This window comes from Photobacterium sp. TY1-4 (genome assembly GCF_025398175.1).
In the GTDB taxonomy this organism is placed as follows: Bacteria; Pseudomonadota; Gammaproteobacteria; order Enterobacterales; family Vibrionaceae; genus Photobacterium.
Genome location: NZ_CP099734.1, coordinates 127320 through 140901 on the forward strand (window position 1 = coordinate 127320; position 13582 = coordinate 140901).

General features: G+C 59.4%; 15 protein-coding genes. 12 read left to right on the top strand and 3 right to left on the bottom strand.

Annotation, left to right across the window (positions count from 1 at the left end; translation table 11 throughout):
• The first annotated feature begins 76 nt into the window (after positions 1-76).
• The 5 genes from NH461_RS00570 to NH461_RS00590 all read left to right on the top strand — a co-directional run bounded on the left by NH461_RS00570 (position 77) and on the right by NH461_RS00590 (position 5572).
• Positions 77-874 carry a class I SAM-dependent methyltransferase gene (locus NH461_RS00570; RefSeq protein WP_261601443.1) on the top strand — a complete coding sequence of 266 codons (798 nt, stop codon included), beginning with the start codon at positions 77-79 and terminating at the stop codon, positions 872-874.
• A 289-nt stretch (positions 875-1163) separates the two neighbouring features.
• Positions 1164-2276, top strand: coding sequence for a cytochrome c oxidase subunit II (gene coxB, locus NH461_RS00575; RefSeq protein ID WP_261602794.1), 1113 nt, complete (start codon positions 1164-1166; stop codon positions 2274-2276).
• A 138-nt stretch (positions 2277-2414) separates the two neighbouring features.
• Entirely contained in the window at positions 2415-4025 is a 1611-nt protein-coding gene (gene ctaD / locus NH461_RS00580; protein WP_261601444.1) for a cytochrome c oxidase subunit I, read from the top strand.
• Positions 4026-4051: 26 nt separating this feature from the next.
• A complete protein-coding gene (locus NH461_RS00585; RefSeq protein WP_261601445.1) occupies positions 4052-4660 on the top strand; it encodes a cytochrome c oxidase assembly protein in 609 nt (202 codons plus the stop codon).
• Positions 4661-4669: 9 nt separating this feature from the next.
• Positions 4670-5572, top strand: a complete 903-nt coding sequence (locus tag NH461_RS00590) for a cytochrome c oxidase subunit 3 (RefSeq protein WP_261601446.1) — start codon at positions 4670-4672, stop codon at positions 5570-5572.
• Between the two features lie 23 nt (positions 5573-5595).
• Here NH461_RS00590 and NH461_RS00595 read toward each other — a convergent pair whose 3' ends face one another.
• Positions 5596-5802, bottom strand: a complete 207-nt coding sequence (locus NH461_RS00595; protein ID WP_261601447.1) for a DUF2909 domain-containing protein — start codon at positions 5800-5802, stop codon at positions 5596-5598.
• A gap of 27 nt (positions 5803-5829) precedes the next feature.
• On the opposite strand from NH461_RS00595, the gene NH461_RS00600 reads away from it, so the two are divergent.
• From NH461_RS00600 to NH461_RS00625, 6 genes are all read left to right on the top strand, one after another.
• On the top strand, positions 5830-6516 hold the full coding sequence (locus NH461_RS00600) for an SURF1 family protein (protein WP_261602795.1): 687 nt from the start codon (positions 5830-5832) through the stop codon (positions 6514-6516).
• Positions 6513-7046, top strand: coding sequence for a cytochrome oxidase (locus tag NH461_RS00605; RefSeq protein ID WP_261601448.1), 534 nt, complete (start codon positions 6513-6515; stop codon positions 7044-7046). Before NH461_RS00600 ends, NH461_RS00605 begins: the two co-directional genes overlap by 4 nt.
• A 9-nt stretch (positions 7047-7055) precedes the next feature.
• Entirely contained in the window at positions 7056-8090 is a 1035-nt protein-coding gene (locus NH461_RS00610) for a COX15/CtaA family protein (protein WP_261601449.1), read from the top strand.
• Between the two features lie 4 nt (positions 8091-8094).
• Positions 8095-9021, top strand: a complete 927-nt coding sequence (gene cyoE / locus NH461_RS00615; protein ID WP_261601450.1) for a heme o synthase — start codon at positions 8095-8097, stop codon at positions 9019-9021.
• A gap of 160 nt (positions 9022-9181) precedes the next feature.
• Positions 9182-10528 (top strand): MATE family efflux transporter DinF, encoded by a 1347-nt coding sequence (gene dinF / locus NH461_RS00620; protein ID WP_261601451.1) that lies wholly within the window; start codon positions 9182-9184, stop codon positions 10526-10528.
• Positions 10529-10683: 155 nt separating this feature from the next.
• Positions 10684-11037, top strand: coding sequence for a 3D domain-containing protein (locus tag NH461_RS00625; RefSeq protein WP_410000101.1), 354 nt, complete (start codon positions 10684-10686; stop codon positions 11035-11037).
• 104 nt (positions 11038-11141) lie between these two features.
• Here NH461_RS00625 and nfuA read toward each other — a convergent pair whose 3' ends face one another.
• Both nfuA and NH461_RS00635 read right to left on the bottom strand, forming a co-directional pair.
• Positions 11142-11720, bottom strand: coding sequence for a Fe-S biogenesis protein NfuA (gene nfuA / locus NH461_RS00630; protein WP_261602796.1), 579 nt, complete (start codon positions 11718-11720; stop codon positions 11142-11144).
• Positions 11721-11881: 161 nt separating this feature from the next.
• Positions 11882-12589 (bottom strand): ComF family protein, encoded by a 708-nt coding sequence (locus tag NH461_RS00635; protein WP_261601453.1) that lies wholly within the window; start codon positions 12587-12589, stop codon positions 11882-11884.
• 110 nt (positions 12590-12699) lie between these two features.
• Between NH461_RS00635 and bioH the strand changes: the two genes are divergently transcribed.
• Entirely contained in the window at positions 12700-13470 is a 771-nt protein-coding gene (bioH, locus tag NH461_RS00640) for a pimeloyl-ACP methyl ester esterase BioH (protein WP_261601454.1), read from the top strand.
• Positions 13471-13582 lie beyond the last annotated feature (112 nt).

Below are 13582 nucleotides of genomic sequence, written 5' to 3' on the forward strand. Positions count from 1 at the left end.
GATTTTTTGTCTCAGGGGGCTTTACAAAAGTTAATGATAGTCATTATCATCCATTGATGATCAGATGGAGATGACAATGACCAAAACTTCCCGCTACCACATCCCGACAGCGTTGTTGCAACCGCTCTGGCTTCGTAGTCGTGAAAGCCTGGAAGATGAGGGTCTGATCTACGATCCTGTCGCCGCTGCTGCCTGCAACCAATGCCATTTCAAAGCAGACTGCCTGACCGGCAATGTGCCCGCCCGCCAGTTATTACATGCCACCCTGACGTTGCAGTGTGATCGCCTGGTGCAGCAGTTTTTGCGCCGTCATCCCAATGGCTGGATCATCAACGTCGGCGCCGGGCTTGATACCCGGTTTTACCGTCTGGATAACGGGCGCTGCCGCTGGTTTGAACTCGATACCGATGAGAACCTGCTCTGGCGTGAACGGCTGTTTCACCGCAGCGAGCGCTATACGATGCGTCCGGGGTCGGTCACGGATCTGTCCTGGCTGAAATCGTTGCCGGTCATGGGCAAGGCGCCGGTCCTGTTGCTGTGTGATCAGGCCCTGCTGCAGTGCAATGATGCGGAACTGGCTCGCTTCGTGCAGCAACTCGGCTGCCACTTCAGCCAGATTGAAGTATGCCTGGTCGTGGCCGGAGATCGTTGTGGCTCAGCGCTGGCGGCCCGGATGGGCTCGGGGTCGTATCAGCATGGCTACAAAGATCCGGTGCGCCAAATCCTGAGCTGGCTGCCCTGGGCGGAACTGATCGGCAGCCATAGCCCGCTGGATCATGCGTGCCCGCGCTGGCGGCCCTGGCAACGATGGCTGGCGAAAGTACCCAGCCTGAAATATCGCATCACGCCGGTTTTGGTTCATTTTCGGTTGTAATCGTCACCCTCTGTCATACCTTCCGCTATTCTCTCCGCACCCACTGCCGATTGCCTGCTGGCCGTCGGCCTGCTGACAGCTGATTTTTTTTCTGACATTTTTTTGCTGTTCTTTTCCTTTTTGTCCTAAGTTGAATGTAAATAAAGTGTTAATTCTCTTGGCATAAGTTTGCCGTCCAGACGGGTGTGCAAACTGCGCATTGTGTGCTGCGCTTTCGTTCGCTGAGGACGTTGGATAGGGAGGGATTGCGGTGAAAATTCGCAAATGGCTCTGCGGGTTACCGGCGGCTATTTTGGCCGGTTCGGTGGCTGCCGAAACGGATTCGATGCGGTTTAACATGACGGCCGGGGTCACCGACGTCAGTCAGCGGGTGTATGATCTCCACATGACGATCCTCTATATCTGCGTGGCCATCGGCATTGCCGTGTTCGGGGTGATGTTCTGGTCGATCCTCCACCACCGGAAATCGAAAGGCGCAGTCGCCGCCTCGTTTCATGAAAGTACCAAAGTGGAAATCCTCTGGACCCTCATTCCGTTCGTGATCCTGATCCTGATGGCCATTCCGGCCACCCAGACCCTGTTGGCGATGGAAGATACCACTGAATCGGATATCACAATCCAGATCACCGGGTCGCAATGGAAATGGCATTATCGTTACTTTGATGAAGATGTTGATTTTTACTCACTTTTGGCGACATCTCCCGCCCAGATCGCCAACGAACGGGACAAGCGTGACAACTACCTGCTGGAAGTTGATCGGCCGCTGGTGCTGCCGGTCGGCAAAAAGGTGCGCTTTCTGATCACCTCGCAGGATGTGATTCACTCCTGGTGGGTGCCGGCGTTTGCAGTCAAGAAAGACGCCAACCCGGGATTTATCAATGAAGCCTGGACCCGGATCGATGCGCCGGGGGTGTATCGCGGCCAGTGTGCGGAGCTGTGCGGCAAGGATCATGGCTTTATGCCGATTGTGGTGATCGCCAAGCCGCAGGACGAGTACCAGCAGTGGCTGCAGGCGACCAAAACCGCCCAGCGGGTTGCGGTTGAGGAAGAGCAGCGCTTACTGGCGATGGAAATGCCCATGGATGAACTGATGAGCCTTGGCGAGCAGGTCTACGGCACCCGTTGCGCTATGTGTCACCAGATCAATGGTCAGGGGATCCCGGGGGCCTTTCCGGCGCTGGCTGGTGAGGGAGTCTCGATTGATCCGGCACGCAAGCTCGAGCATGTCAGTGTGGTCGTTCACGGCCGGAGCGGTACCGCGATGCAGGCGTTCGGGCCTCAGCTGAGCCTGAAAGAGCTGGCGGCAGTGATCACCTATGAGCGTAACGCCTGGGGCAACAACACCGGCGATACCGTGCAGGCAGCAGAAGTGCAGGCCGTGATGGATGGTAAAGCGCTTTAACCGAAAGCGTTTTGGGTCAATGTTTTCAGGTTTAGGTTTTCAGGTCCCAGGTATAGGTTGCTAAGTACCAGGTAAAGATTTCCAGGTAAATGTCTTCGGGACATTAAGCTTTCATGGCAAGAGCTGAGGAGAACAACGATGACGGACATGTTGCGTGAGCAGGCCGGAGTGGAGGATGAACGGGCAACCGAGCATGCGCATCACGACCATCCTCAAGCCGGGTTCAAGCGTTGGCTGCTGACCACCAACCACAAGGATATCGGCTCATTGTATCTGATGTTCAGCTTCGCCATGTTCCTGGTCGGGGGCGCCATGGCGATGGTGATCCGCGCCGAGTTGTTTCAGCCTGGGTTGCAGCTGGTGGAGCCGAATTTCTTTAACCAGATGACCACGGTCCACGGCCTGATCATGGTGTTCGGGGCTGTGATGCCGGCCTTCACCGGGCTGGCCAACTGGATGATCCCGATGATGATTGGCGCGCCGGATATGGCGCTGCCGCGGATGAACAACTGGAGCTTCTGGATCCTGCCGTTTGCTTTCACGCTGTTGCTGGCTTCGCTGTTCATGGAAGGGGGCGGCCCGAACTTCGGCTGGACGTTTTATGCGCCGCTCTCGACTACCTATAGCCCCGCCAGTACCGGCCTGTTCGTGTTTGCCATTCATATCATGGGGATCAGCTCCATCATGGGGGCGATCAACGTGATTGTCACCATCGTCAACCTGCGGGCGCCGGGGATGACCTACATGAAAATGCCGCTGTTTGTCTGGACCTGGCTGATCACCGCGTTTTTGCTGATTGCGGTGATGCCGGTGCTGGCCGGGGCGGTGACCATGGTGCTGACGGATAAGTTCTTCGGCACCAGCTTCTTTGATGCCGCCGGCGGTGGCGATCCGGTGATGTTCCAGCATATCTTCTGGTTTTTCGGTCACCCGGAAGTGTATATTATGATTTTGCCGAGTTTCGGTATCATTTCGGCGATTATCCCGGCATTTTCTCGCAAGAAGCTCTTTGGTTACAGTTCAATGGTTTATGCGACGGCGTCGATTGCCGGGCTGAGCTTTTTGGTCTGGGCCCACCATATGTTCACCACCGGGATGCCGGTCGCCGCCGAGCTGTTTTTCATGTACTGCACCATGCTGATCTCGGTGCCGACCGGGGTCAAGGTGTTTAACTGGGTGGCGACCATGTGGCGCGGCTCGCTGACGTTCGAAGTGCCGATGCTGTTTGCGATCGCCTTTATTATTTTGTTCACCATCGGCGGGTTCTCCGGCCTGATGCTGGCCATTACCCCGGCGGACTTCCAGTATCACGATACCTACTTTGTCGTGGCCCATTTCCACTATGTGCTGGTGTCCGGAGCGATTTTCTCGATTATGGCCGCGGCCTATTACTGGCTGCCGAAATGGACCGGGCACATGTTCGACGAGAAGCTGGCCAAGTGGCATTTCTGGTGTTCGGTGGTGTCGGTCAACATTCTGTTTTTTCCGATGCACTTTTTGGGATTGGCGGGGATGCCGCGGCGGATCCCGGATTACGCGCTGCAGTTTGCGGATATCAATGCGGTGGTCAGTATCGGCGGTTTCCTGTTCGGCCTGTCGCAGCTGATCTTCCTGGCGGTGGTGGTGAAGTGCGTACGCGGCGGACAGCAGGCGTCGGCCAAGCCCTGGGACGGGGCTGAGGGCCTGGAGTGGACGGTCGCATCGCCGGCGCCGCACCATACCTTTACCACCCCGCCCAAGATTGATTGAGCGCGACACGCAACCAGGAGGCATGGATGAGCGGGAAATCGAACCCTACGCCAGCAACGCCGACACCAGGCCAGTCCAAAGCTGGGAATGCCACGACGGCTGAGCAGCGCAAGTGGCGCTCGATCTGGTCATTGGTCGGCCTGGCGCTGGGGATGTTTGGCTTCGCCTTTGCTCTGGTGCCGCTCTATGACGTGTTTTGCGACATTACCGGGATCAATGGCAAAACCGCTTCGACTCCGACGGAAGCCAGCGAGCGGGTCGATACCTCGCGGCAGGTCACGGTGGAGTTTGTCTCGTATATCAATCCCGGGGTGCCATGGACGTTTGAACCGGAAGTGCGGCGGCTGGTGGTGCACCCCGGTCAAACCCAGACCGTGAATTACGCCGCGCGGAACCTGGCGCAGGAGGCAAGCATCGGCCAGGCGGTACCGTCGGTTTCACCGGGTCAGGGCGCCCAGTATCTCAATAAAATCGAATGCTTTTGCTTTAACCGTCAGCCGCTGGCGGCCGGGGAGTCAGCCCGGCTGCCGTTGGTGTTCTATGTTGACCCGGCGTTGCCGGCCGACATTCACACCCTGACGTTGGCGTATACCTTGTTCCAAGCCCCGTCGACTGAGACGGCTCAAACCCAATGAGGTGGCACGATGGCAAATCCCTACAGCGAACATGATCAGGCAATCCAGCCTCCCCATGAACCTTATTACGTGCCGGCGACCAGTATCTGGCCGATTGTCGGGGCGGTGGCGCTGTTTCTGATCGCCTTGGGTGCCGGGGCCTCGGTGGGCGGCCTGTTTGGTGGTCAGGGGCCGTGGATCCTGCTGGCCGGGGTCGGGATTTTGCTGCTGATGGTGGTGGGCTGGTTCCGGGATGTGATCCGTGAATCCATGGGCGGGCTGTACAGTCATCAGATGGACCGCTCCTTCCGCCAGGGCATGAGCTGGTTCATTTTCTCGGAAGTGATGTTTTTTGCGGCCTTCTTCGGTGCGCTGTTCTACGCCCGGATGATTGCCGTGCCCTGGCTCGGCGGGGCTGGTAACAATGCGATGACCCACGCGGTGCTGTGGCCGGACTTTATCGCTCAGTGGCCCTTGGTCGCAACGCCGGGCGGCACCATCACCGAAGCCATGGGGGCGCTCGGGTTGCCGCTGTATAACACCCTCATCCTGCTGACCTCCTCGATCACGGTGCATATTGCCCACACCGCACTGGAGCAGGATAACCGCCCGCGCCTGACCCTGTTTCTGCTGTTGACGGTGCTGCTCGGCGCCCTGTTTGTGTATCTGCAGGGGGTGGAGTATGTCCATGCCTATCACGACATGGGCCTGACGCTGGATGCCGGGATCTACGGCAATACCTTTTTCATGCTGACCGGATTTCACGGCATGCACGTAACGCTGGGCACGGTGATCCTGTTTGTGGTCTGGCTGCGGGTCCTGCGCGGTCATTTCTCGTCTGAAAAGCATTTTGCTTTCCAGGCCGGGGCTTGGTACTGGCACTTTGTCGACGTGGTGTGGCTCGGGCTGTTCGTGTTCGTGTATATCCTCTGAGAGCGACCCGACGGGGGCCGGTGTCAGTAGGGGCGGGGATTGGGCGTGAGATAGCCGGTGACCATCGCAATCAGCAGCAGCGCGAACAGCAGGACGGAGATCAGCAGCCGGCGCCCGAGATAGCGGCTCATCGGCTGGCTGCCCCGACCCTTGAGCATCACCGGCAGGGCCCGGAACAGGTTGAGGATGATGAAAATCAGCAGGCAGACAGCAAGGGCTTTTAGCAGCATCGGCGCTCCATGGAATGACAGGTGAGTATGCGACGGATCGGGTTCATCTTTTTTACTGTGGTGGTCCTGGCGACATTGGTCAAGCTGGGGATGTGGCAAATGTCACGGGCGCAGGAAAAAGAAAGCCTCAGCGCGGCGCTCAAATATCGCGGTGAGCAGACTTACTTCAGCCTGGCCAGTTTGCCGACAGACCCGCGCTGGTACCACCTGACCTTGCGCGGCCACTTTGACCACAGCAAAGCTGTGTTACTGGATAACCAGTTGTATCAGGGGCAGGTCGGCTATCACCTGCTGTATCCCTTTTCCGCCGAAGACGGCTGGGTGCTGGTCAATCTGGGCTGGATTGCGGCGCCGGCTTACCGGGATCAGATCCCGGTCCTGCCGGAGCATCACGGCGAGATGCGGATCACCGGGGTGATTGCCCCGGCCTCCAGTTTGCCGGAGCTGGCGGCAACGCTGCCGGAGCAGCTCGGGGCCGGGGGGCCGTTGCGGGTGCAGAACATTGATCCGGCTGAGTTGGGCGAAATCATGGGCGTGGCCCTGCAGCCTTGGGTGCTGCAAATCGACACCGATAGCCCGGTGGCGTTGCAGCAGACCTGGACGCCGGTGGTGATGGGGCCGCAAAAGCATTATGGCTATGCGGCGCAGTGGTTTCTGATGGCGCTGGCCATTGCGGTGGCGGCAGCATGGTGGCTGAAACGGAGCAAGGGATGAAGAAATTCGGGAAGCTATGGTTGTTGCTCGCCGCATTTGCGCTGCCGGTCGGGATTGCCCAGCTGATGCTGACGATGCACTGGTACCAGGGCGGTGTTACCAACCGCGGGATCCTGCTGGACCCGCCGCTGCATGAGGATTGGGTTGCCCGGCCCGGGCGCTGGCAACTGTTGTATGTGCTGCCGGATCACTGCGATACGGCATGTGCCGGGGCGCTGTTTCACCTGCGTCAGATCCCGCAGGCGGTTGGCGCCGATCAGGATCGGGTCGCGGGCTTGCTCTTGGTGAGCGAGCTGGCCGGCCAAGCGGATGAATTGCTGCAGGGATTACAACCATCGATGGGTCCGGCGCCGCTGCTGAAGCAGTTGCAAGCGACCGAATACGGCGCGCAGGCAATCTATCTGGCCGATCCGCTCGGCAATATCCTGATGGCCTATCCGCTGGCCACAGATCAGCCGGCTATTCTCGCCCAGGGCAAAGATGTGCTGCGCGATCTGAAACGACTGCTGAAAGTGTCCAAAATCGGCTAAGGAGAGCCTATGCGCTGGAGACGGTATCAATACCTGGTGTATCTGACGTTGGTGTGGTCGCTCGCGGTGATTGTACTGGGGGCTTATACCCGCTTGACGGAGGCCGGACTGGGGTGCCCGGACTGGCCCGGCTGCTACGGGTTTGCCGCGGTGCCGCAGACGGCGGAGCAGCATCTGCAGGCGAAGGCTGCATTTCCCCATGCGCCGCTGGAAGTCCACAAAGCCTGGAACGAGATGATCCATCGCTATTTTGCCGGTGGGTTGGGGATTTTAATCTTGCTGCTCAACCTGATGGCCTGGCGGCACCGGGGATTGCCCCGCGGGTTGCCGGCATTGCTGCTGGGGGTGGTGATCTTTCAAGCCATGCTCGGGATGTGGACGGTCACCATGGCCCTGAAGCCGGTGGTGGTGATGGGGCACCTGCTGGGTGGATTTACCACCGCCGGATTGCTGTTGCTGCTGGCAATGCGGGTCCGGCGCCGGGTCCGGGGCCATCTTGACCGGAGAACCCCGGCGCGAAATATGGGTGGATTGACCTGGCTGGCGGCGCTGGCGTTGCTGGTGACCCTGACCCAGGTGGCACTCGGTGGCTGGACCGCGGCCAACTATGCGGCGGTGGTTTGTACCCAGCTGCCGGTGTGCGAGGTGGACTGGGCCCAGCAGTTTGACTGGTCCGCATTTCATCCGATCCAGCCGCCGCATGACAGTTATCAGTACGGGGTGCTGAACTATGAGCAGCGGGTGTCAATCCATGTGGCGCATCGCTTCGGCGCGGCGATCACTGCGTTGGTGCTGGGGGTGTTGAGTTGGCAGTTATGGCAATCGGTCCGGCTGCGTCGGCTGGCCTTGTGGGTCGGCACTCTGTTGGGGGTGCAACTCACCCTCGGGATCACCAACGTGGTGGCGAGTTTGCCGCTGATGGTGGCCGTCGGCCATAACCTGGTCGGGGGATTGCTGCTCATAACCCTGGTGGCAACCAATTACGCCATCTTCAGCTGCCGGGTGCCGTTGGGGATGCGTTTGAACATGGCAAGGGAGGGCTGAGCCGATGACGAAGTTATTTCAGACCGCGGGGCGGGCGCATGTCAAAGGGAGCGTGGTCCGGCCCGGTGTATGGCAGGATTACCTGACCATCACCAAACCGAAAGTGGTGGCGATGCTGCTGCTGACCGCGTTGGTCGGCATGTGCCTGGCGGTGCCCGGGATCCCGCCGCTCAAGGCGGTGGTGCTGGGGCTGGCGGGCATCGGCTTACAGTCGGCGGCGGCGGCGGCGTTCAACCATGTCCTGGATCGCCGGTTTGACGCCCAGATGGCCCGCACCCACCACCGGCCGCTGGCCAAAGGACGGATTTCTACCGCGCGCGCCGTGGGGTTTGCGACCGTGTTGATGGTGCTTGGCTTCGTATTGCTGTGGCAGCTCAATGCCCTGACTGCCTGGCTGACTTTCGCCAGTCTGGTCGGTTATGCCGTGGTCTATACGGTGTGGCTCAAGCACGCCACGCCGCAGAATATCGTGATCGGCGGTCTGGCTGGTGCGGCGCCGCCGCTGCTGGGCTGGACGGCGGTCACCGGCCAGCTTGACCCGCATGCGCTGCTGCTGGTGATGCTGGTTTTTACCTGGACCCCACCGCATTTCTGGGCGCTGGCGATCCACCGCAAAGCCGATTATGCCCGGGCCGGGATCCCGATGTTGCCGGTCACCCACGGCATTGAATTTACCAAAACCATGGTGCTGCTCTATACCGTGATGCTGCTGTTGGTCGGCTTGCTGCCCTGGCTGACTGGGATGAGCGGGCTGTTTTATCTCGCGGGCAGCAGTGTGCTGAACCTGGGGTTTGTCGCTTATGCCCTGAAGCTCAAGTTTGCCGATGTGCCGGGCCATGCCTGGGCCACGTTCAAGTATTCGATCTGGCATCTGCTCGGCTTGTTTGTGGTGTTGCTCGGCGATCACTGGTTGCTGGCCCTGCTGCGATGAGCCGGTGTCTTTAACGTTGCTTCATAATCCCCAGTCCATGTAACTGGCTTCGGTCCGAAACTGCTCCTGGCAGTTTCGCCGTTGCCGGCAAGCCGCTACACTGTCTGCCTGATTGAAACAGCCTGCCGATACGCGGCGGGCAAAGCGTTTGAGGTTGAGAGTGCTGACTGCGTTACGGGATATGTCGCTACATCGCCAGGTGTTTGCCCTGGCCCTGCCAATGGTGTTGTCCAACATTACGGTGCCGCTGCTCGGGCTGGTGGATGCGGCAGTGATTGGCCATCTGGAGCATGCCTGGTTCCTCGGTGGGGTTGCGGTCGGCGGGACCATGATCAATGTGACCTTCTGGCTGCTGGGTTTTCTGCGCATGGCCACCACCGGCCTCAGTGCTCAGGCTTATGGTGCTGGTGATAAAGCCGCGCAGGCCGGTTACCTGATCCAGGGGCTGGCGCTGGCCTGGCTGCTGGCCCTGGTGCTGATTGTCCTGCACCAGCCGCTGGCGGAGCTGATCTTCCACTTCAGTAGTGCCAGCGCCGAAGTCAAAACCTACGCCGGGCAGTATTTTTCGATCCGGATCTGGAGTGCCCCGGCGGCCCTGGCCAACCTGGTGATCATGGGCTGGTTGCTCGGCACCCAGAATGCCCGCCTGCCGATGTGGCTGCTGATCATCACCAATGTGGTCAATATTCTGCTCGATCTGCTGTTTGTCCTCGGCTTTGGCTGGCAGGTGCGCGGCGCGGCGGCGGCGTCGGTGATTGCCGATTACAGCGGGCTGGCGCTGGGACTGTGGTTTGTCGCAGGTCAGTGGCGCGCCCATGGCCTGCCAGCGCTGAAAAGTTGCCTCGGTGCGGTGCGCCATGGTATGGGTCGGCTGCTCAAGCTCAACCGTGACATTTTCCTGCGCAGCCTTTGCCTGCAACTGGCGTTTTCCTTTATGACCTTCCACGGCGCCAGCCTTGGCGATACCGTGGTGGCGGCCAATGCGGTGCTGATGAGCTTTTTGATGCTAGTGTCCTACGCCATGGACGGGTTTGCTTATGCCATGGAAGCCATGGTCGGCAAGGCGATTGGGGCGCGCAACCGCGATTTGCTGGGACGCTCACTGGTTGGTACCACCTTCTGGAGCCTGATCATTTCGCTGCTGATGACGCTGGCCTTTGTCGGCTTTGGCCGGGAGATTGTCGGCCTGATCTCCGATATTCCGGCGGTACGGGCGGAAGCGGCGCGCTATCTGCCGTGGCTGGCGGCGGTCCCGCTGGTGGCGATGTGGTGTTTTCTGCTCGACGGCATCTTTATCGGCGCGACGCGGGGGCGGGAGATGCGCAACAGTATGGTGCTGGCGACCAGCAGTTTCTTCCTGACCTGGTGGCTGCTGACGGATTGGGGCAACCATGGCCTGTGGGCGGCCATGTTGGTATTCCTGGCCATGCGTGGGATCGGCCTGGCAGTTGTGCTGGGATACCAGTGGCAAAAAAAGACGTTTTTATTTCCCGGTGAAACTTGCTAATTCAACAATGAGTTAAGTTTTTTCAAGCGTACCTGACCAAATTTTACACAAAAAAAGCCTGTTCTCGGCAGCATAAAATTGCTTAAAATGGTGGTTTTTTGAGCAGGTAATGGTAGCGCATGAGGAAAGTAGTTCTTGGTCTGTTGTTGACGATCATGATGTTGGGCGGCGGGATGGCTCAGGCCAGTTTAGTCGGGAAACAGTTGCAGGTCACCGCGACCGCGTATAACTCGGTCCGGGCACAGACGAATTCAAATCCCACCCTTGCCGCCTGGGGCGACCGCCTCAAGCCCGGGATGAAAGTGATTGCGGTGTCTCGTGATCTGCTGCGCCTCGGGATCGGGCACGGGACCCGGATCAAGATTTCCGGCCTGCCGGGGGAATATGTGGTGATGGACAAGATGAACAAGCGCTGGTCGCGCAAGATCGATATTTATATGGGCAAAGATATCCGCGCGGCGAAAAAGTGGGGCCGCCGCAAGGTGACGATCACGGTGCTCGGGGCCTGATGATTGGCTGAGCGTGAATAGAGCGAGAGCGCGGCTCTCGCTTATTCATACTTGGACGGGGCGTCGTCAGCCGGAGGTTGAGGACGCCCTGAGCCGTTTTGTACTTAGTAGTAAGAGTGCTCGCCCCGGGCGTGCTCGGTGACGTCACGGACACCGGTCAGCTCGCCTTCAAACTGCGCCAGCAGCTCTTTTTCGATCCCTTCTTTCAGCGTTACATCCACCATTGAACAGCCGTTACAACCGCCGCCGAATTGCAGGATCGCCACGCCGTCTTCGGTGATTTCGGCCAGGGACACATGACCGCCGTGGCCGGCCAGTTGCGGGTTCACCTGGGTTTGGATCACGTAATCCACACGTTCCATCAGCGATGCATCGTCCGAGACTTTACGCACTTTGGCGTTCGGCGCTTTCAGGGTCAGCTGAGAGCCCATTTTGTCCGTCACGAAGTCGATTTCAGCATCTTCCAGAAACGGCAGGCTGAGCTCATCGATGAACGCAGAAAACAGACCAAACTTAATTTCGGTATCACTGGCTTCCACCGCTTCTGGTGGGCAGTAGGATACGCCGCACTCTGCGTTTTGCGTCCCCGGATTGACCACGAATACACGGATATTGGTCCCTTCCGCCTGTTGGGCGAGCAGTTTGCCGAAGTGCTGCTCCGCACTTTCAGAAATAGTAATCATAGACACGACGTAATACCTGACTGAGTTAGTAAGTTTAATTCTATTCTACTCCGAGATAGCCTCGGTATCATCCCCTAATCGTTTCGGCGATGTGTGCATCACAGTTTACCCGTGCTGCGGCGGCACCCCGGTTTGACTCCGGCCTCGCGTGGCGCCCGGATTCAACGGGATGTCCGGCCGTGCGCCGGCGTATAACAGAGGCAATAAATGTCCACCTGACGGCACCCCTGAGCCAGCAGCAACCGGGTCAGTTCGGTGAGCGTGCTGCCGGTGGTGATCACATCATCGACCAGGGCGACATGGTCGGGGAGATCCCTTGTCTTGAGTATAAAAGCCTGGCGCAGATTCTGCTGGCGCTCGCGGCGACTGAGGTGGTGCTGGGGCGGGGTATGCCGAACCCGCCGGAGTGCATTGCTGTCACAGGTGCTGCCCAGCGTCCGGGCGATAGCCTGCGCCAGCAGGGTGCTCTGGTTGAAGCTGCGGGATAGCCGGCGTTGGCGATGCAACGGCACCGGGATCAGCGTGGGGGCCGGGGTGGTGATTTCGCGTGCCAGCTGTTGTCCGAGTGGCTCAGCCAGCCAGAATTTGCCGCCGAATTTGAGCTGGTGGATCAGCTGGCTGAGCGGAAAACGGTACTCGCCGAGGCGATAGCACTGCTGCCAGGGCGGCGGATCGCTGAGGCAGCGGCCGCAGGCGCTGGTCGGTGCGGGTGTGGTGGCGCCGCAGCGGCGGCAATAGGGGAGCCGGGGAAACCGGGCCAGGCAGTGTGTGCACCACAGAGGCTCGTTCCGGTCCAGCGGTAACTGGCACAGCTGACATTGACGTTGGGTCCGGGCCATCCACTGGCCAAGGACATGAGAAACAAACATTTGTATGCTCCGGTGCGGGGCTACCCAACAGATTCGACCACCCCAGGCGATCAGAATGGGGGCTGGTTTGGTATGATAGCCGGAAGTCGCGGTTGATAGAGGAAGTGTAAATGACAGCCAAGCTGCATTGGGAAACGGAAGGTCAGGGTTCGGATCTGGTTCTCATTCATGGATGGGGAATGAACGGAGCCGTCTGGCAGGCACTGATGCCGCTGCTGACGCCGCACTTTCGGGTTCACCGGGTGGATTTGCCGGGTTATGGCCACAGCCGGGACCTGGGTGCCCGGAGTCTTGAAGAAATGGCACACCTGTTGCTTGAAAATTCACCAGCGTCTGCAACCTGGTTAGGCTGGTCGCTCGGGGGACTGGTTGCCAAACAAGCGGCCTTGCTGGCCCCGACACGGGTTCGTCAGTTAGTGACGGTTGCCAGCTCACCACGGTTTGCAGCCGAAGATACATGGCGGGGGATCCAACCCAAGGTGCTGCGTGATTTTCAGCGCCAGCTGAGCGAGGATTTCCAGTTAACCGTGGAACGCTTCATGGCCCTGCAGGCGATGGGCAGTGCGACCGCGCGCCAGGACATCAAACAACTGAAACAGGCCGTATTCTCCCGTCCGCAGCCCTGCCCGCAAGCGCTGGCCTCCGGGCTGGACGTGTTGGCCGAGGTGGACCTGCGCGATCAACTGGGGCAAATCACCCAGCCGTGGTTACGTCTGTACGGCCGCCTTGACGGCTTGGTGCCGGTGAAGGTTGCCAGTGCGCTCGATGGCCTGGCGCCGCAGTCGGAGCGGCAGGTTTTTGCCGCGGCTTCACACGCGCCGTTTATTTCGCATCCGGACGATTTTGTTCGGGCGGTACGGGCGTTCGTCGGGGAAGGATAAGCCGGGGGCGTTTGCCCGTCATGTGTCATGTGTCATCAGGTGTGGGTGTCGGTGCTTTTTTATTCAATTTTTGCTGTCAGGTGCCGATATTGATCAAATGGAGTTGCTCTGT

Coding starts and splice junctions, on each gene's coding strand:
- NH461_RS00570 (WP_261601443.1), top strand. CDS start 77: ATGACCAAAACTTCCCGCTACCACATCCCGACAGCGTTGTTGCAACCG.
- ctaD (WP_261601444.1), top strand. CDS start 2,415: ATGACGGACATGTTGCGTGAGCAGGCCGGAGTGGAGGATGAACGGGCA.
- NH461_RS00585 (WP_261601445.1), top strand. CDS start 4,052: ATGAGCGGGAAATCGAACCCTACGCCAGCAACGCCGACACCAGGCCAG.
- NH461_RS00590 (WP_261601446.1), top strand. CDS start 4,670: ATGGCAAATCCCTACAGCGAACATGATCAGGCAATCCAGCCTCCCCAT.
- NH461_RS00595 (WP_261601447.1), bottom strand. CDS start 5,802: ATGCTGCTAAAAGCCCTTGCTGTCTGCCTGCTGATTTTCATCATCCTC.
- NH461_RS00600 (WP_261602795.1), top strand. CDS start 5,830: ATGCGACGGATCGGGTTCATCTTTTTTACTGTGGTGGTCCTGGCGACA.
- NH461_RS00605 (WP_261601448.1), top strand. CDS start 6,513: ATGAAGAAATTCGGGAAGCTATGGTTGTTGCTCGCCGCATTTGCGCTG.
- NH461_RS00610 (WP_261601449.1), top strand. CDS start 7,056: ATGCGCTGGAGACGGTATCAATACCTGGTGTATCTGACGTTGGTGTGG.
- cyoE (WP_261601450.1), top strand. CDS start 8,095: ATGACGAAGTTATTTCAGACCGCGGGGCGGGCGCATGTCAAAGGGAGC.
- NH461_RS00625 (WP_410000101.1), top strand. CDS start 10,684: ATGATGTTGGGCGGCGGGATGGCTCAGGCCAGTTTAGTCGGGAAACAG.
- nfuA (WP_261602796.1), bottom strand. CDS start 11,720: ATGATTACTATTTCTGAAAGTGCGGAGCAGCACTTCGGCAAACTGCTC.
- NH461_RS00635 (WP_261601453.1), bottom strand. CDS start 12,589: ATGTTTGTTTCTCATGTCCTTGGCCAGTGGATGGCCCGGACCCAACGT.
- bioH (WP_261601454.1), top strand. CDS start 12,700: ATGACAGCCAAGCTGCATTGGGAAACGGAAGGTCAGGGTTCGGATCTG.